We start from the raw sequence: 18,022 nt of genomic DNA, 5'->3' as shown, positions 1-18,022 counted from the left end.
AATACGAATCAGACGGTTGACGGCAAACTATAATAGCTGCCGCCACCCGTCATCCTTCGATTTCAGTTTCTAATACCTGGCGCTGGCGGCCTCAAGGGTCTCGCCGTCGTGCTTCTCGAGCATTTCCCACTGTACGGGCTGTTCATGCTTGACGCTGTGCCTCAGCACACCGCCGACAACCTCGTCCCAGTACATGGGTGACACCCCGGCACGCGGGCACCGGGTGGTCAGGTCCGCCGAAGTCACCACGTGTCCGGCGGGAAGATCCCGGGAAAAGACGATGCACTTGCGCAATTTCTTTGCGGCAGACTGTTCTTCAGGAAATACGATCTTGCCGCGCACCTGCATGGCCTTTTCGGTCTCGCGAATCATGGTCACCAGCGCCTCCAGATCGGAAGGCTCAAGCGAGACCTGATGGTCGGTGCCCTTGAGTGTCTTGTCGAGGGTGAAGTGCCGTTCCACCACATGTGCGCCAAGGGCGGCGGCAGCCACGCTCGGACCGAGCCCGCGTTCATGGCCGGAGTATCCAACCGGAACACCGAAGCGCTCGGAAAGGGTTTCCATGACAGGCAGGCCGATGCACTCTTCAGGGCACGGATACGTGCTGTTGCAGTGCAGCAGAATCAGCTTGTCATGGTAGGAGCGGATGACGTCCACGGCCGCCTCGATCTCCTCAAGGGAACTCATGCCGGTGGAAAGGATGACCGGGACGTTCGCGGCCGCGTACTTGGCAACCAGCGGCAGGTTCACCAGCTCGGCGGAGCTGATCTTGAGCAGTTCCACGTCCAGAGAGAGGACTTCGTCAAGACTTGGATCGTCCCATGCCGAGGCAAAGAAGACCACACCGAGGGATTCGGCAAGCGTTTTCAGTTCGGCCATCTCCTCGATGGAAAGCTCCAGCGCATCGCGGTGCTCGCCATACGTAGGCCCAAAGCTGTTGCAACCGGTATAGGGCGCGGCGCGACCTTCCCGGGTGAGCAGCGACTCGGTGTGCCGCTTCTGAAATTTGACCGCCTGCGCCCCGGTACGGGCGGCTTCCCTGATCATGCGCGCGGCGATTTCTGGATCGCCCTGATGGTTGTTGCCGATTTCCGCGACGACAAAGCAGGGATGCCCTTCGCCGATCGTGACTCCGGACCGCAGCGTGACGCTCTTGACCTGTTCCATAATCAGAATCTCACAATGTCTATGCCCTTCTTTCGAGCCATGGGCTCTACTTGGGCGTAAATCTCGTCCTGCCTTCCGAACGAGGTGATCACCACGGCGTCGAACTCCAACTGCTCCATGAGCACCGGGGAGGAAACAACGTAACCGTGAAACAATTGACCGTATTTATTAGAATTATTATCGACAAGAGCCACGACCTTGAACGGGCTCTCCTGCAGGGTGGAAAGCACCACCTCACAGGTCTCGGACGCCCCGAACAACGCAAGCCTCAACAGACCGGCCTCGCGAAGAGGGGAAAGACGTTCACGAATGAATTCCTTGACGGTGGTATAGATGCGCACCGTCTCCGAGGAATAGTCGGCCAGCATCCTGCGGCGTCTGGCGACGCCTTTTTCGGTCAGCTGATACCTATAGCTCTTGCCGTTGACGGGCTCGTACTCAACCAGTCCGTCGGCCTGCATCTGCCGCAGGTACTGGTTGACCATCGCACCGGAAAGACTCAACTTCTTGCCAAGCTCAAACTGCGAAAGACCTGAGTCGATCGAAAGCGCATCCAGCATCGCGAGAATGCGGGTGTTCTTGCTCGGCTTCAGGTAGTTCCCTTCCGAGATAAGCTGTTTGACTATCCGGTTTTCACCGGCTGGTGCTTCCATACCGTTCATATACTCAACATTTCTCCGGCTCGATGGGCATTTTAACAACTCTTGCGGTTCTAGCCGCGCCTGTCCCGCATGTCAATTATACCGCCGCCTGATGCACATTTCTTCCGCTTGAGGCCCGAGGCCCCCTCGGAAGGCAAATCGTCTACACAATGAATAATCGGTTAGGTAAACGATCGGCTTTACCCCGCGACGGAATGTTGGCGCTTTTTTCCGTTTCTGATTCACTCATCAAGAACCGTGCCCATATCGACCACTACGTCACCCCAAAGCTGCACCTGAAATGCGTTCATTGCTTATACCTTTGGCGTCTAGGGGATTTTCCCGACCAGAATATGGGACACCCCTATTGTATTTTAACCCCTCGTGAACCATAAGGGTTTTGCCACGTTTTGTGGCGCCATGCTATACGTCCCGCCCGAGAGGCCCCGGTCCCGTCCGACCGGGGTCTCACTGGTTTCAGGGGCCATTTCTCAATTGTTGACCCCCCTCGCCCCTCTGGTATACCTTCCGCCGAACCGTTTTTACCGCCAATAATCGTTTCGAAGGATATATCATGGACAGCTTTCACCGCCCCTGGGTCGAGTCGTACGATGCCGAGGTGCCGCCCAACCTTGATTACGAGCGTCTTCCGATGCACGAATATCTGGATCGGGCTGCCAGAAAATGGCCCAACCGCAAGGCCATCATCTTTCAGAACTGGTCGTGCACCTACGCAAAGCTCAAACAGCTCAGCGGCGTCTTCGCCGCCAATCTCAAAAAGCAGGGGCTCAAACGCGGTGACCGCGTCGCCCTGATGCTGCCGAACCTGCCCCAGACCCTCATCGCTTACTGGGGCACCCTGCGAGCCGGCGGCGTGGTGACCATGGTCAACCCGCTCTACATGGAAACGGAAATCGTTCACCAGTTCAACGATTCCGGCGCCCGCTTTCTGATAACTCTGGACATGCTCTGGCCCAAGCTGCAGAAACTCCTGCCCGACCTGCCCACCGAGAAGTATTTCTTCACCTCCATTGCCGACTCCCTGCGCTTTCCACTGAACTGGCTTTACAAGTTCAAGACAGCCCGGGAGGGGAAAAAGCCAGCCATTCCCTTTGACGGCAAAAAAATCCAGCCCTTCAAACCCCTCGTCTCGGGCCGCAAGACTTTCACCTGCGATGACATCGACCCGGATGAAATGGCCATGCTCCAGTACACTGGCGGCACCACGGGCATCGCCAAGGGCTGCATCCTCACGCACTTCAACCTCGGCGCCAACGTGCAGCAGTGCAGCGCCATGCTCAGCGAACTCTCCAAAGATCCGCAGATATTCCTCGGCGTGCTGCCCTATTTCCATATATATGGGCTGACCACCTGCTGCACCTGGCCCATTTCAATCGGCGCGACGCTCATTCCCTTTCCGCGCTATGTCCCGCAGGACGTTCTCAAGGGCATTCACAAGCATCGGCCCACCGTCTTTCCCGGCGCCCCCTCCGTGTACATTTCCCTGCTCCAGCAAAAGAACGTGGCTAAGTTCGACCTCAAGTCGATCCAGTACTGCGTTTCCGGCTCCGCGCCGATGCCTGTCGAGTACATCGAAGGCTTTTACGAAATGACCGGAGCCAAGATTCTCGAAGGATTCGGACTTACTGAAGCTTCCCCGGTCACGCATCTCAACCCTATTCGCGGCGAACGCAAGAACGGCTCGATCGGCCTGCCTTTCCCGGATACCGACGCCAAAATCGTGGACATGGAAGTCGCTGGAGATCCGCTGCCCGTTGGCAAGATGGGCGAATTGGTCATCCGGGGGCCGCAGGTGATGAAAGGCTACTACAACCGGCCCGACGCCACCGCCGACGTGCTGCGCAACGGCTGGCTCTTCACCGGCGACATCGGCTACATGGACGAGGACGGCTACTTCTTCATCGTTGATCGCAAGAAAGACCTCATCATCTCAGGCGGTTACAATATCTATCCGCGCGAAGTGGACGAAGTGCTCTACGCACATCCGGACATCCGCGAGGCCGTCACCGTGGGCATCCCCCACCCTCAGCGAGGGGAGATCGTCAAAGCCTACATTGTCCTTGAGCCGGGCGTGAAGATGTCCAGATCGGACGTGATCAGCTTCTGCCGCGAGAAACTGGCCAACTACAAGGTTCCCAAGCAGGTGGAATTCCGCAAGGAATTGCCAAAAACCATGGTTGGCAAGGTACTCAGGCGCGCTCTTCGTGAAGAGGAGATAGAAAAAGCAGAAAAAAGAAAGGAAAAAAATTCGAAATAAAAATCGACATTTTCGCATAAGAATTCCTTCCAATGGCCCACCTCGGTGGGCCTTTTTTCTTGCCCGCTTACCGCAACCCACCCGCTCTCAACACTCTGCGCTTTCATCGCCTTTTCACATAAAAAAGTACTAAATTCGGGAAATACTCCCTCGAAATACTTTTTTACAAATTTAAAACATTCACAACCGCAATTTTTTTCTTTTACACATCATTGAAAATATGACCTAGATTATAACCCACAATTAACCACTTCTGAAAAACAGATTGTCTTTTTTGTCAAAACAACAGCTCTTTTCTTTCGACAAGCAATCGGGTAAGCCTGATCGAAATCGAGGGTTTTCCGTATTGTATTTCACCATCTGAGGAGGAAGAAATGAGTCATTGCTTCAGCAAACTTGGCGCGCTCGTACTGAGCCTCGCCGCCTGCCTGTGCCTGGCAACCGCCGCCGTGGCAAACGAGCCCATCAAGATCGGTTTCAACCTGCCCCTGACCGGCGACATCCCCGAAGTGGGCGAAGGCTCCAAAAACGCCGCCGAGATGTACCTCAAGGACGTCAACGAAGCGGGCGGACTCGAAGTTGGCGGCGAACAGTACCCGCTTGAATTCATCTACATGGACAACGAGTCCAAGCCCGACTCGGCCGTCAACGCAGCCCTCAAGCTCATCGAGCAGGAAAGCGTTGTCGCGGTCATTGGCCCCAACTCTTCCAACCAGGCCGTTCCCGCAGGCGGCACCTGCAACGACAACCGCGTGCCCATGATCTCCCCGTGGTCCACCAACGTGAACACCACGCTTGATCGTCCGTGGGTCTTCCGCGCCGCCTTCCTCGACGACTTCCAGGGCGTCGTTGCAGCCAACTTCGCCTCCTCCAAATTCGACGCCAAGAAGGCCGCCGTCATCTTCGATATCTCCAATCCCTATTCCGATGGTCTTGCCAACGTGTTCAAGGGAGCATGGGAAAAGAAGCACGGCGAAGGTTCCGTTGTCGCTTTCGTCTCTCACGGCGCCAAGGATCAGGACTTCTCGGCCCAGCTGACCAAGATCATCGCCGCCGCCCCGGACTTCATCTTCGTGCCGGACAACTACAACCAGACCGCGCTGATCATCCCGCAGGCACGCGACCTCGGCTATCAGGGTCCGTTCATGGGCGCTGACGCATGGGGCACCCCCGACCTCATCAAGCTTTGCGGACAGGACTGCTACGGCCAGTACTTCTCCACCCACTACGCCGCAGCCGGCGCCACCGGTGCCACCAAGGAATTCATCGACCGCTACAAGGAAGCCTACGGCTCCGTGCCCGCCGACTACGCGGCCCTGACTTGGGACGCCATCGGCCTCATGCTGCAGGCCATCCAGAACGCCGGTACCGTGGAGCGCAACCCGCGCAAGATGCGCAAGCTCGTGCGTGAGGGACTTGCCTCCATCAAGTCCTTCCCCGGCATCACCGGCGACATGAAATTCGACGAACAGGGCGACCCGATCAAATGCGCCGTGGTCGTCGAGATCGACGATCAGGGTGAATTCGTCTTCGCCGAGTCAGTCTGCCCGTAATCCGAACCAAAACCGGGCGGAGCCGAAAACGGCTCCGCCCTACTACAGACACACGGAAGATCCTGCGGGCCCCACAGGGCCCGTCTGAACCGACACGGAAAAAATTTCATAGGAACGACTGCTGTGGACTTCATCATCCAGAACATACTCAACGCCCTGCAGTGGGGGAGCTTCTACGCGCTCATCGCGCTCGGCTACACCCTCGTGTACGGCGTTCTGCTGCTCATCAACTTCGCCCATGGCGACGTCTTCATGGTGGGAGCCTACATCGCCTTCGGCCTCGCCACCATGCTGCTGGGGCCGACTGTGGGGCTCTCTCCGGCTCTGGCGTTCGTGATCATCATCCCCCTGACCATGATGCTTACCGCCTGCGTGGGGGTCACCCTTGAACGCATCGCCTACCGACCATTGCGAAGAAAGGGAGCACACCGGCTCTATGTGGTCATCACGGCCCTCATGTGTGGCCTGATCCTCGAATACTCCAACCTCGCCGCATTCGGCGCTAGCAGGCTCAAATTCCCGACACTGCTGGAGAAAACCGTCTGGAACATCGGCGGCGTCGCCGTGACCAACCTCAAAATTCTGGTCATCTTCGCGGCGGTTGCCGTATTCCTCATCCTGAATTTCATCGTGACCAAGACCAAAATAGGTATGGCCATGCGCGGCATCTCCTACGACAAGTTCGCCATACCGCTCATGGGTATCCCCATCGACAACATCATCGTCTTCACCTTCGTGCTGGGCTCGGGCTTTGCCGGGCTGGCCGGACTGCTCTTCGCCATGTCCTACCCGATCCTCGAACCCTTTATGGGCGCCATTATCGGCTGGAAAGCGTTCATCGCGGCCGTCGTCGGCGGCATCGGCGACATCCGGGGCGCATTCGTGGGCGGCTTTCTGCTCGGTTTCATCGAAATCGGCGTGGTGTCATTCTTCCCGTCCACCTACCGCGACTTCTTCGCCTTCTCCATTTTGCTGTTCATCCTGTGGCTCAAGCCCACGGGCCTATTCGGCGTGGCCCGCACAACCAAGATCTAGGGCGAGGGCTGCATCATGACAAAATACACGTTCAACATCGCATACGTCCTATTCTGCCTCGGGCTGCTCTACATCGCCCACAACCAGTATGAATACGACTTCATCAACAACTACACCCTGTCGGTGTTCATGTTCACCGGTATCAACATCATCATCGCCACGAGCCTGAACCTCGTGAACGGCAACATGGGCGAATTCTCGTGCGGTCACGCGGCCTTCATCTGCGTAGGCGCCTACGTTTCGTCCATCCTTTCGGTGCTATGCTTCGGATCAAAATTTGGCGACCCGCTGTTTCCGGCCGAATACGCCATGTTCCTGTTCCCGGTGATCATCATCATCGGCGGCCTGGTGGCCTCGCTGGCGGGAATCCTCGTGGCAGTGCCGTCCTTCAAGACGCGCGGCGACTACCTCGCCATCATCACCATCGCGGTGAACTACATGATCATCTCAGGCATCGAGAACATGAAATTCATCGGCGGCCCCAGCGGCTTCATGGGCATGAAGGACACGGTCTGGGCCATGGTGGACACCATTGAACTACCGTGGATGCTGTTCTGGGTGCTGACCTTCATGACGCTGACGGTCTGGCTCATCCGACGCTTCGTCTCCTCAACCTACGGCAAGGGCGTCAACGCCATCTGTCAGGACGAGGTGGCGGCGGAAATCATGAGCGTGAACACCAACAAGATGAAGATCGTCAACTTCATGCTCTCTTCCGGGCTGGCAGGCATCGCGGGCGGACTCTTCGCCCACATCGTGGGCTTCATCAACCCTTCGGCGTTCGGCATCCTCAAGTCCACGGAGGCCATGGTCATGGTCTACCTCGGCGGCATGGGGTCGCTCTCCGGCGCGGTGATGTCGGCCATCCTGTTCACGGCGCTGCTTGAAGTGCTGCGTTCACAGTCCATCATCGACTTCATCCTTACGCCGGTGACCGCCGTCATACCGGACTGGGAACCTTCGGCCGGCGTCATCAAATGGGTACTCATACCGCTGATTCTCGTGCTGCTCATGCAGTTCAGGCCGGAGGGCATCATGGGCAACCGGGAACTGTCCGACTTCTTCCCCAAACTCAAGCGCTTCTACAGCTTCAAATAGGAACCAGCCATGCCACTGCTTCAAATAGACGGACTGACGCAGCGATTCGGCGGGCTACAGGCCGTATCGGACTTCAACATCACGCTGGAAGGCGGCGAACTGGTCGGCCTCATCGGCCCCAACGGCGCGGGCAAGACCACCATCTTCAACCTTGTCTCAGGATTCTACCAGCCCACCGAAGGCGACATCCTCATTCAGGGAAAGGACACGCGCGGCATGAGGCCGCATCAGGTCACCGCGCGCGGCGTGGCCCGCACCTTCCAGAACATCCGCCTCTGGCACGACATGACCGTGCTGGACAACATCCGCATCGCCCAGCACTACCGCATGGGATATACGGTCTGGGACTCCTTCCTGCGCACCAAACGCTACCGCAAGGGCGAGGCCAACATCGACCGCGTTTCATGGGAGATGCTGGAGGCCATGAGTCTCAAGGATTACGCGTATGAATACCCGCCGAACCTGCCCTACGGCCTGCAACGGCGCGTGGAGATAGCGCGGGCCATGAGCGTTCAGCCCAAGCTGCTGCTGCTCGACGAGCCCGCGGCGGGCCTGAACTCGGCGGACGTGGAAAAGCTCATCTCGCTGGTGCGCTGGATTCACGACACCTTCGAGATCACCATCTGGATGATCGAACACCAGATGAAGGTGGTCACCTCGCTTTGCCAGTTCATCAAGGTCATCGACTTCGGCGCCACCATCTCGGAAGGCACCGCCGACGACATCCAGAACGACCCCACGGTTATCAAGGCCTACCTCGGAGACGACACGATATGAGCGCACCGCTTCTCGAAATCGACAACCTCTACGTCAAGTACGGCAACATCGAGGCCCTGCACGGCATCTCATTCAGCGTGCAACGCGGGGAAATCGTCACCCTCATCGGCGCCAACGGAGCGGGCAAATCCACCTCGCTCATGTCCATCGCCCGGCTGCCGCCGCCGGAAGCCCCGAAAGTCATCTCGGGCGACATCCGGTTCGAGGGGCAATCCATCCTTCCCATGTCCCCGGACAAGGTGGTTTCCGACCTGCACCTGGTGCTGGTGCCCGAAGGTCGGCACATATTCGGCAACCTCACCGTGGAGGAGAACCTCAAGCTCGCCACCTATGCACGCAAGGATTCCCACGCGGACGTGGAACGAGACTACAAGCGTGTCTATTCGCTCTTCCCGCGCCTGAACGAGCGGCGCAGACAGCGCAGCGAATCCCTTTCCGGCGGCGAACAGCAGATGCTGGCCGTGGGTCGTGCCCTCATGTCCGGTAGCACCACCATCATGCTGGACGAGCCGAGCATGGGGCTGGCACCGCTATTGATGTACGACATGTTCCGCGCCCTCAAGGACCTGAACAAGGACGGCATGACCATCCTGCTCATCGAACAGAACGCAAACCTCGCGCTCAAGTTCGCGCACCGCGGCTACGTCATCGACACGGGCGAAATAGTGGCCCGCGGCTCTTCCGAAGAACTCATGGAGGACCCCGAAGTGAAAAAAGCCTATCTCGGAGGCTAACCGTCACGCTCGCACTTTCGGGTCCCACGAAAAAGCGGCAGGCCGGTGTACCGGCCTGCCGCTTCCTTTGTCTCTTGCGGGAAGCCTTACAGGTTCGCCGCGATGGAGTCGTGAATACGTCTGGACTGCACTTTGTCGCCCAGAAGGCCGACGCGGACGCTGACCTGCGTGAAGTTATCACCCTCCAAAGACAGGCGAATCCAGATGGTATCGCCACGATAGTCCGCGCTGATGCTTGCGGAGTCGCCGTCGATCTCCTGTCCGGTGATGTTCATGCCGAGACTGCGACAGGCCGCCAGAGAGGCGTCATAAGTCCGCCCCAGACTGGCGCGGTAGTCTGCCTTGGCCTGACCGTCAACGTAGACATACGTTCCCGTGGCAGCCGCAGTGCCTGCGATGATTGCGCCGCAACCGGTCACCGCCACGGCGGAAAGGAGCAGCATCATTGCCAGAACAAGATTCTTGATACGCATATTCTTCTCCTCGGGCTGTCGCCCATTGTTCCTTTATCTGCCTTGCGCAGTGTGTAACTGCAAACGTGAAGCTACCATTTCATGCAGTTTATTTTCTCTCTTGGCAAGACATGACCGGAAGAACGGACGCGGCCTCAAACGAGCCCCGCGGAAACCGGAAGCGTTGCGGCGTCAGCTACCGGAAAACGGTGTCCAGAAGGAGATTTCCGGTTCGGCGGCCATGACTTCGGCCATCTTCCTGCCGTGCTCCGCCATCCACTCCTTTTCCTAATGCTCGCTCAACAACTCACGGGAAGCCCAGCGTTCAAAAAGCATGAAACGGCCGGGTGCATCCGGCTTTTCGTGCATGTCGTATTGCAGGCACCCTTCATCGCGAAGACTTTTCCGCACCAGTTCGCGAAGCACTTCACGGGCCTCTTCCTCATATCCGGCCTTTGCCTCGAAAAGCACCAGTACCGTCGGCTGTTCGTTTTTCATTATCCCTGCCATCCGTTCCTGTGCACGCGGTCCTGCCGGTAACGCGACTCGGCTGTGGGCTGCTGTGCGGGTTCACCCATTACAATCAGTGCCAGCGGCACCACGTTCTCCGGCAGACCGAACTCCTTCTGAAAACCGGCCACGCGCTCTTCCACCGGATAAATACCGGTCCAGACCGCGCCGAGTCCTTTGGCGTGAATCGCCAGCAGGATGTTCTGGATTGCCGCGGAGCAGTCCTGAGCCCAGAAGCCGGGGAACTTTTCAAGGCTGGTATCGCCGCAGACGAGAATGCCTGCCGGAGCCTTGACAGCCATGGCGGCATAAGGGTTCAACTCCTTGCAGGCCGCGAGTTTTTCCGGGTCGTCCACGATGACGAACTGCCACGGCTGGGCGTTGCCTGCGCTCGGGGCCATCATGCCCGCTTCGAGCACGTCGTGCATGGTTTCATCTGAGATGGGAGCATCCGTGAATTTCCGGATGCTGCGCCTGTTCATTATGGCTTCAAATACGTCCATTTATGTTTCCTCCTTGTGTTGCAGTCAGCGAGGGCTTTCTTTACCTGTCTCATGTTTTGGGCTAAAGAACACCAAAACGCAAGTACGCACGGCGTTGTTCCATAGTATCCAAAAACATACCGAGGGAATCATATATGTCAGACTGCCCCATCAAGACGCTGGACGGCAGACAATATTACTGCACCATGGAGCTGACGCTCCAGATAGTGGGCGGCAAGTGGAAACCGATCATCCTCTACTATCTCGGCAACAAGGGGACGCTGCGATTCAGTGAACTCAAGCGCTCCATGCCGAGCATCACCCAGAAGATGCTGACCCAGCAGCTCAGGGAACTTGAGGCGGACGAACTCATCCATCGCGAGGTCTACCCGCAGGTACCGCCCAAGGTGGAATACTCGCTCACCGACCTGGGACAGTCGATCATCCCCCTGCTCCGCCAGCTCTGCGAATGGGGCAGCATGTTCGAATCCAGAAAACTCGAAACCCTCTCCAAAGAAGACGCCGCCTGATACGCACTCAGCCGCCCTTCAACCGCGCCGGAGAACCCGAATGCCCACACACCATCACACTCCCAAGCTGAACCTCACGGAACTTCGCCGTGGCTGGATGGATCTCACGCTCGTCACTCCCGACCGAACCTGCGAATACAGCGTGGCCTCCGTCTTTTCCGAACCGCTCAAGGATCTGTGCGACTGCCTCGTGGACGCCGCGGAATACTCCGAACGTGACGGCGACGGGCCTTGGCACTTCGAATTTGAATGGCTCGGCGAAGGCTGGCTCTATGCATGGGAGGTACGGCCCGAGGGCGACCTTCTGCATGTCTCCACCAATTTTGCGGGCAGCAGGGTGCTCGGCGACAGACCGTCTCTGGTCTGGCACCACCAGACGGTTCTCGACCGCACCGAGCTGGCGCAGGCCGTCTGGAACCTTGGCGCGCAGATTCTCCGCAGACACGGCATCGTGGGGTACCGCTCCCTTTGGGGACGGGATTTTCCGCTGGCTCAACTGCTCCAGCTTCATCAGTCCATGAAGGGAGATATGATGCATGGCTGGTGCGACGAAATCCGGCTGCTCGGCTCCATCTGCCCAGACTAACGCATTCAGACATATAGACGGGGTTCCCTTCGGATTCCAAGTAGGATACGTTCGCAAAACGAGGGTCTCGATGCGACGTATTTTAGTTTTTACAGCCGCTCTGGCGATAGCGTTTCTCGTGACGGGAAACCGTTCCGCAACGGCACACCACCTTAATATTGTTGCGGAAAACATCCCCCCGTACGCCTATTTCGAGGACGGAGAGCCTTCGGGATGCATGGTGGAAATTGTTGCCGAGATACTGCGCAGGAACGGCCGCGATCCACACTCCGTAAGACTACTCCCCTGGGCGAGAGGATATGACGATCTGCTCAACAAAAAGAACAGAGTGCTCTTTCCCGTACCTGAAACGGAAGCAATCCGCTCCCGGCTGTGGCTGATCGGCCCGCTGGCGGAGATCGAACCCATGTTCTTCCGCAACGCTCAGGGCAAGGTCACCATAAACAATCTTGACGACGCCAAAAGGGTCGAACGGATCTCCGTGACCCGGGACCATAGCGCGCACCTCCGGCTCTCCGGACTGGGTTTCAGGAACCTCGACCTGAGCAACGGTCATTTTTCTGACTTTGCCAAACTCGCTGTCGGCCGGGTATCCCTTGCCGTCATGGACCACAGGTTTTTCAATGAATTCCTGCGTCGTCATCGTCTGCTCAAACCGGATATGTTCTCCCCCACCGGCGTCACGCTCGGCACCGATTCACTGTATATTGCCATGTCGCCGGACGTACCGCGAGAAGTGGTACAACGATGGCAGAGCACCCTTGACGAGATGAAGCAGGATGGTACTTACAAACGTATCATGGAAAAATTCATGTAATCAAAACAGATTCGGAGAACTCATGAAATCCTATCGCAAGGAACTCTGGTTCGACATTCCCACGCGCCGCGCCTTCATCAATATCACGCCAGACGTGGAACAGTGCCTGAAGGAATCCGGCATCCGCGAAGGACTTTGCCTCATCAATGCCATGCACATCACGGCCTCGGTCTTCATCAATGACGACGAATCAGGCCTGCATCACGATTATGAAAAATGGCTGGAGGAACTCGCCCCACACGAGCCTGTCAGCCAGTACCGCCACAACACTTATGAAGACAACGCCGATGCCCACATGAAACGCCAGATAATGGGCCGCGAGAGCGTGGTGGCCGTCACCGACGGCAAACTCGACTTCGGCACGTGGGAACAGATATTCTATGGCGAGTTCGACGGACGCAGGAAGAAACGCGTGCTCGTGAAGATCATCGGTGAATGACACGCCCCTCGCAAAGTCTGATTTCATTATTTTCATCACCCAGGAAAGCCACTGCCTGCAAGGGTTGCGTTTGTTTCGTCCGCCGTTTCATGCTACGGGGAGGACATGACCTGCACGCTCAAAGACCACCCGTATCTGACCTACTACCTTCAGGACATCCTGTTCTGGTACCGCAACGGCTCTGCCGGCGGCAGCAAGATCATCAACAGCCACATGAAACATGTTCGCGTGGCGTTGAAACAGGCCCTGAAGCAATGCCCTGAAGTCGTCCTGCCAGAAGCGCAGTCCAAACCCGTCTGCTTTCATCTTGACCGTGCGGTGGACAACGGAATGCACGGCCCCGCCGCCGGGTCGGTACGGATGTTCTCGCGCATCGCCGCAAGCCTGTCATGGGGATACGGTTACGAGTGGATGCCCAAGAAACTCAGTGACAGATACGCCTACAGCGAACTCATGGGGCCATGCGGGCTGGTGCGCTTCGACAAACTGATCCTCGGCGTCGTGCTGCTCGCCCCCGATACGGTGTACCCGGCTCACAGCCACGCAGGCATCACCGAATCCTACCTATGCCTCAGTGGCACGCTTTCGCAGAACGACGCGGGCGTGTATGCCCCGGGCTCTCTCATCTACAACCCTCCGGAGCACAGCCACCGCATCACTACGGGGAGAACGGAACCGTGCCTGCTGTCCTACGCGTGGGCCGGCTCCGAGGAAGCGCTGGCAAATCAGACCATGACATTCAAGCGCTAGACCGACTCGGTTCTTTACGGAACCGCCACATCACCCCCGGCCATTTCAATCTTTACGCGTGCCGAAATTTCTTATAGGCACAATTACACATTGCGTCCTGTCTGCCGACTCCTGAGGGCTATCGGCAAATTCGGCATGCTCTTTCTACAGTCACGAACTCCACCGACAATGCGCGCAGAAAAAACGGCCTCGGGGTCGCTTCTCCCGCCCATTGACAGGAAATAGTTTTATTAATTGAGACTTGATATGAACAGAATCATAATCCTGACGACTCTCTGCATGATCCTGACGACGGGTATCGTTCATGCGGACGACGGCGCCGCGAAGCAGGAACCCAGCGCTCAGGAAACGGCTTCCGAACTCACGAGCCGGGACTACATCATCGCAGGATATATGGAGAAGGTCTCCATCACGATCCGCGGCATAGAAGCCCCCATCACCATGGAAGCGAAGCTCGACAGCGGCGCTGACAGTTCCTCCATGCACGCCGAGGATATCGTCCTCGACGAGGATAACGACACCGTGACCTTCACCGTGTTGGACCAGCAGGATCGCAAACAGCGGGTCACCTGCGAATACGACCGTATCGTGAGAATCAAGAAGCGACCCTCGGGTTACCAGCGCCGAGCCGTCATCCCGGTGGTGGTGACCATCGGCAGCAAAAAGCTCGATGCGTTCATCAATCTGGCCGACAGAAGCAATTTCTCATCCAGAATGCTCATCGGCAGAAAGGAACTCCGCCGGGGTATTCTGGTAGACTCTTCCCGCCGCAACCTTCTCTCCCTGCCCGAAGGACAGTAACCGACGACGCACGCGCCGCCGATCTCTTCAAGGATCAACCGGACATGAATTCTCTGCAATTGAAGCTGTTGGTGAGCCTGCTCCTGCTGACCGGTCTCGGCATTTTCGGCTACAAGGCCTTTGTTCTGGGCTTTCCGCTCACACCTGAAGAACAGACCAGAACATGGAACGTGGAGGCCCGCGTCTCCTTCGAGGCACAGGACAGCCCGGTCAAGGCCACGCTCCAGACCCTGAACCGGCTGCCCCGCTTCGTGGTCACGGACGAATACTTCATCAGCGACGACTATGGTCTCCTGCGCGGCATGCAGGCCGAAGACGGCTCCGGCCTGACCAACGACACCGACGCCGAAAACGCCATCGCGGTCTGGTCCAAACGTTCCGCGAAAGGCAAACAGGACCTGTTCTACTCCGCCCGCCTGCGGCCCGAAAACAATTCCGACGACCGCACCTGGGTGCACCCAACGGACATCCCGAGACTCGTGGACCCGCAGTTCACGCCGGCGGAGCAGGCCGCCGCCAACTCCCTGCTAACCAAGGTCGGCAGCGAATCCGCGGATATCGAAACCTTCGTGCCCCATCTGATGCAGCTGCTCATGCCGCCTTCGGACAACACGGACGCGGCCTATCTGCTGCGGGGACATCCCGGCCGTCTCGGCGCGGTCAACATGGCCGTCAGGTTGCTGCATTTTTCAGGCATTCCGGCCCAGTCGGTCCACGGCATCACCCTCAGCACCTCCAACAACGCCCCCCTGAGCCACTGGCTGGAACTCTACCACGACGGCGCATGGCATATGTTCGACGTCACTCAGGGCGCCTTCGGAACGCCGGGGGATTTCGTCCCGTGGTGGCGCGGCAATGCCCCGCTTGCCTCCCTGAAAGGCGGCGATAATCTCGAAGTGACACTCTCCGTGGCGCCGGTATCCGTGAGTTCCCTGAAAAACACCGTCGAGCAACTCAACATCACCGAACCCGCGATCATGGGCTTTTCCCTCTTCAACCTGCCGGTGCAGGCGCAGGCCACCTACCGGGTCATTCTGCTCATCCCCATCGGGGCACTGCTGTTGGTCTTCCTGCGCAACGTCATCGGCTTTTCCACCTTCGGCACCTTCATGCCCGCGCTCATCGCGCTCTCGTTCAGGGAAACCGAGCTGCTTTGGGGTGTCTGCCTCTTTTCCATCGTGATCATCCTCGGGCTTTCGGTCCGCCTCTATCTGGAGCACCTCAAGCTGCTGCTCGTGCCAAGGCTCGCCTGCGTGCTCATCGTGGTGGTGCTGCTCATGGCAGGCATCAGCGTCGTCAGCTTCAAGCTGGGCTTTCCCCGCGGCATCTCCGTCAGCCTCTTCCCCATGGTTATTTTGAGCATGACCATCGAGCGCGTCTCCGTCATGTGGGACGAGATGGGCGCAGGCAAGGCCATCCAGCAGATCATCGGCACCATGGCCGTGGCCGTGCTGGCTTATCTGGCCATGAGCAATCAGTACATAGAGCATCTCACCTTCGTCTTCCCGGAGCTGTTCCTCGTGCTGCTGGCGCTGACCATGATGACCGGACGCTACACCGGCTTCCGGCTGCTCGAACTCATCCGCTTCCGGGCGCTGCTCAAGAGGTAGGATCATGCTCGGCTGGTTCAGAAAACTCCGCTCGCTCGGCGTGGTCGGCCTCAACTCCCGCAATGCCGGATATGTGTTGCCCCACAATCCCCGGCCGCTCTATCCGCTCGTGGACGACAAGATCACCACGAAACGGCTGACCGAATCCGCCGGGCTGAACGTGCCGGAACTGTACGGGATATTCCGCTCTCAGCACGAGCTCAAGAGGCTGCCCGAACTGCTGGAGCGGCACGACTCGTTCGTGGTCAAACCCGCACGGGGCGCTGGCGGAAACGGCATCATGGTCATCACCGGCAAGCTGGGCCACAGCTTCCGAAAACCCGACGATTCGCTGGTCTCCGCCGAGTCCATTTCATTTCACATCCTCAACATCCTCAGCGGGATGTACAGTCTCGGCGGGATGCCGGACCGCGCCATGGTTGAATACTGCGTGCAGTTCTCCCCGGTTTTCCGGGACATCGCTTATCAAGGCGTGCCGGACATTCGGATCATCGTTTACAAGGGTGTTCCGGTCATGGCCATGCTTCGGCTGCCCACCCGCGAGTCGGACGGAAAAGCCAACCTGCATCAGGGCGCCATGGGCTGCGGCATCGACATGCACACCGGGATGACCACTACCGCCGTGTGGAAGAACGCAGGCTGTGACACGCACCCTGACACGCTCAATCCGATCGGCGGCGTCGCCATACCGGACTGGCGGGAGCTGCTGAAACAGGCGGCGCTCGGCTACACCGTCACCGGTCTAGGCTATCTCGGGGTGGACATCGTGCTGGACAAAACGCAGGGACCGCTCATACTGGAACTCAACGCGCGTCCGGGGCTGGCGATTCAGGTTGCCAACCGCGCTGGATTGCGACACCGGCTGGACAGCGTGGACGCGGTTCACCAATCTCTCGAAACGGAAGAACAACGGATTGACTATGCAATGGAAGCATTTGCGTCCTAGATGCCTGCTGATGACGCTGACGGTCCTGACGGCGTCCCTGTTGGCGCTTACCGGCTGCGTACGGCAGGCTTCCGACGTGCAACCGCCTGACGAGCCCCCCGCGCAAGTGGAACAAGAATCCCCGCTCGCGCCGGGCGAAGTACGCATGACGGTGGGCTTTCTGGAAAACATTTCCCGTCGCAAGGTGCGCAAGGTGCGCTCCGAGAGCCTCGCCACAGACACCCGCAAATCCTTCCCGGCCGGGACCGACATCCTGCGCATTCTCAAATACGATGAAGAAGTGCTGACACTGCCGAAGATGCAGGCCTCCCGAGACTTCACCGTAAAGCTGCCGGGTGGATCGCCTGACGGAGCTGAGCGAACCCTTCAGGGCTATTCCAACGTTTCCTACGAAAAGCTCAAGACATCGCACGGCACCGACGTCTTGCTGCTCGACTCCTATATCGTGGCTGTGGACGGCAATGGCACTCTCTCACGCACCTTCCATCAACCCACCGGCACGCCCGGTGTCTTCCGCAACCAACCCGCTGAGATTCACCCGGTCAATGTCCGGTTCCAGGACGTGATCCGTACCCGGGTTATCCCCTCTTCGGAACGGCATTACGTCATTCGTTTCGAGGGTAAACAGGGCATGAGCATTCTTTTCGAGGTGAGAAAACTCAAGGGCGGAAGCCGGCCCAAGGTCATGAGCCGTGAGAAGGTTACCGTGCCCCTTGGAGCACCGCTGATCGAAATCAACGGCCACCGATTCAAGGTTCACACGGCGACCACGGAATTTCTGGATATCGAGCGAATCAGCTAAAGCAGAGGCGGCCG

20 protein-coding genes are annotated in these 18,022 nt (G+C 58.2%); 15 read left to right on the top strand and 5 right to left on the bottom strand.

All coding sequences use genetic code 11. The features are described 5' to 3' along the window. Positions 1-69 precede the first annotated feature (69 nt). Together B149_RS16805 and B149_RS0108705 are read right to left on the bottom strand one after the other, a co-directional pair. The gene (locus tag B149_RS16805) at positions 70-1,167 is read right to left on the bottom strand and encodes an N-acetylneuraminate synthase family protein (protein ID WP_018124799.1); all 1,098 of its coding nucleotides are present in this window, start codon (positions 1,165-1,167) and stop codon (positions 70-72) included. 2 nt (positions 1,168-1,169) lie between these two features. After that, the gene (locus B149_RS0108705) at positions 1,170-1,829 is read right to left on the bottom strand and encodes a winged helix-turn-helix transcriptional regulator (protein WP_018124798.1); all 660 of its coding nucleotides are present in this window, start codon (positions 1,827-1,829) and stop codon (positions 1,170-1,172) included. A 553-nt stretch (positions 1,830-2,382) separates the two neighbouring features. On the opposite strand from B149_RS0108705, the gene B149_RS0108700 reads away from it, so the two are divergent. From B149_RS0108700 to B149_RS0108675, 6 genes are all read left to right on the top strand, one after another. Next, a complete protein-coding gene (locus tag B149_RS0108700) occupies positions 2,383-4,086 on the top strand; it encodes a long-chain-fatty-acid--CoA ligase (RefSeq protein WP_018124797.1) in 1,704 nt (567 codons plus the stop codon). 374 nt (positions 4,087-4,460) lie between these two features. After that, on the top strand, positions 4,461-5,639 hold the full coding sequence (locus B149_RS0108695; protein WP_018124796.1) for an ABC transporter substrate-binding protein: 1,179 nt from the start codon (positions 4,461-4,463) through the stop codon (positions 5,637-5,639). Between the two features lie 123 nt (positions 5,640-5,762). Continuing rightward, complete coding sequence (locus B149_RS0108690; RefSeq protein WP_018124795.1) at positions 5,763-6,674, top strand: branched-chain amino acid ABC transporter permease; 912 nt, start codon at positions 5,763-5,765, stop codon at positions 6,672-6,674. A 15-nt stretch (positions 6,675-6,689) separates the two neighbouring features. Then, positions 6,690-7,772: a branched-chain amino acid ABC transporter permease gene (locus B149_RS0108685; RefSeq protein ID WP_018124794.1), complete on the top strand. Its 1,083-nt coding sequence runs from the start codon at positions 6,690-6,692 to the stop codon at positions 7,770-7,772. 9 nt (positions 7,773-7,781) lie between these two features. Beyond that, positions 7,782-8,549, top strand: a complete 768-nt coding sequence (locus B149_RS0108680; protein WP_018124793.1) for an ABC transporter ATP-binding protein — start codon at positions 7,782-7,784, stop codon at positions 8,547-8,549. Beyond that, entirely contained in the window at positions 8,546-9,283 is a 738-nt protein-coding gene (locus tag B149_RS0108675) for an ABC transporter ATP-binding protein (protein WP_018124792.1), read from the top strand. The genes B149_RS0108680 and B149_RS0108675 overlap by 4 nt, the downstream gene beginning before the upstream one ends. 86 nt (positions 9,284-9,369) lie before the next feature. Here the strand turns inward: B149_RS0108675 and B149_RS0108670 are convergent, their stop codons facing one another. The 3 genes from B149_RS0108670 to B149_RS0108655 all read right to left on the bottom strand — a co-directional run bounded on the left by B149_RS0108670 (position 9,370) and on the right by B149_RS0108655 (position 10,748). Further along, positions 9,370-9,756: a DUF3568 family protein gene (locus tag B149_RS0108670; RefSeq protein ID WP_018124791.1), complete on the bottom strand. Its 387-nt coding sequence runs from the start codon at positions 9,754-9,756 to the stop codon at positions 9,370-9,372. A gap of 267 nt (positions 9,757-10,023) precedes the next feature. Next, positions 10,024-10,233 carry a putative quinol monooxygenase gene (locus tag B149_RS16800; protein WP_018124790.1) on the bottom strand — a complete coding sequence of 70 codons (210 nt, stop codon included), beginning with the start codon at positions 10,231-10,233 and terminating at the stop codon, positions 10,024-10,026. Continuing rightward, positions 10,233-10,748 (bottom strand): nitroreductase family protein, encoded by a 516-nt coding sequence (locus tag B149_RS0108655; RefSeq protein ID WP_018124789.1) that lies wholly within the window; start codon positions 10,746-10,748, stop codon positions 10,233-10,235. Before B149_RS0108655 ends, B149_RS16800 begins: the two co-directional genes overlap by 1 nt. A 134-nt stretch (positions 10,749-10,882) precedes the next feature. On the opposite strand from B149_RS0108655, the gene B149_RS0108650 reads away from it, so the two are divergent. From B149_RS0108650 to B149_RS0108610, 9 genes are all read left to right on the top strand, one after another. Next, positions 10,883-11,257, top strand: coding sequence for a winged helix-turn-helix transcriptional regulator (locus B149_RS0108650; RefSeq protein WP_018124788.1), 375 nt, complete (start codon positions 10,883-10,885; stop codon positions 11,255-11,257). Positions 11,258-11,297: 40 nt separating this feature from the next. Beyond that, on the top strand, positions 11,298-11,843 hold the full coding sequence (locus tag B149_RS0108645) for a hypothetical protein (RefSeq protein WP_018124787.1): 546 nt from the start codon (positions 11,298-11,300) through the stop codon (positions 11,841-11,843). A gap of 70 nt (positions 11,844-11,913) precedes the next feature. Continuing rightward, positions 11,914-12,660 carry a substrate-binding periplasmic protein gene (locus tag B149_RS0108640; protein WP_169332912.1) on the top strand — a complete coding sequence of 249 codons (747 nt, stop codon included), beginning with the start codon at positions 11,914-11,916 and terminating at the stop codon, positions 12,658-12,660. A gap of 22 nt (positions 12,661-12,682) precedes the next feature. Beyond that, a complete protein-coding gene (locus B149_RS0108635; protein WP_018124785.1) occupies positions 12,683-13,099 on the top strand; it encodes a secondary thiamine-phosphate synthase enzyme YjbQ in 417 nt (138 codons plus the stop codon). A 105-nt stretch (positions 13,100-13,204) separates the two neighbouring features. Beyond that, the gene (locus tag B149_RS16795; protein ID WP_018124784.1) at positions 13,205-13,849 is read left to right on the top strand and encodes a dimethylsulfonioproprionate lyase family protein; all 645 of its coding nucleotides are present in this window, start codon (positions 13,205-13,207) and stop codon (positions 13,847-13,849) included. Between the two features lie 246 nt (positions 13,850-14,095). After that, a complete protein-coding gene (locus B149_RS0108625; protein WP_018124783.1) occupies positions 14,096-14,650 on the top strand; it encodes an ATP-dependent zinc protease family protein in 555 nt (184 codons plus the stop codon). 44 nt (positions 14,651-14,694) lie between these two features. Then, positions 14,695-16,260, top strand: coding sequence for an inactive transglutaminase family protein (locus tag B149_RS0108620; protein WP_018124782.1), 1,566 nt, complete (start codon positions 14,695-14,697; stop codon positions 16,258-16,260). Positions 16,261-16,264: 4 nt separating this feature from the next. Then, positions 16,265-17,206 carry an alpha-L-glutamate ligase-like protein gene (locus B149_RS0108615; protein ID WP_018124781.1) on the top strand — a complete coding sequence of 314 codons (942 nt, stop codon included), beginning with the start codon at positions 16,265-16,267 and terminating at the stop codon, positions 17,204-17,206. Between the two features lie 10 nt (positions 17,207-17,216). Beyond that, positions 17,217-18,008, top strand: coding sequence for a hypothetical protein (locus B149_RS0108610; protein ID WP_018124780.1), 792 nt, complete (start codon positions 17,217-17,219; stop codon positions 18,006-18,008). The last annotated feature ends 14 nt before the right edge of the window (positions 18,009-18,022 follow it).

The sequence above is a fragment of the Desulfovibrio oxyclinae DSM 11498 genome (assembly GCF_000375485.1).
Taxonomy (GTDB): Bacteria; Desulfobacterota; Desulfovibrionia; order Desulfovibrionales; family Desulfovibrionaceae; genus Pseudodesulfovibrio; species Pseudodesulfovibrio oxyclinae.
Note: the sequence above shows the minus strand (reverse complement) of the source record. Positions and strands in the feature narration are given on the sequence as shown.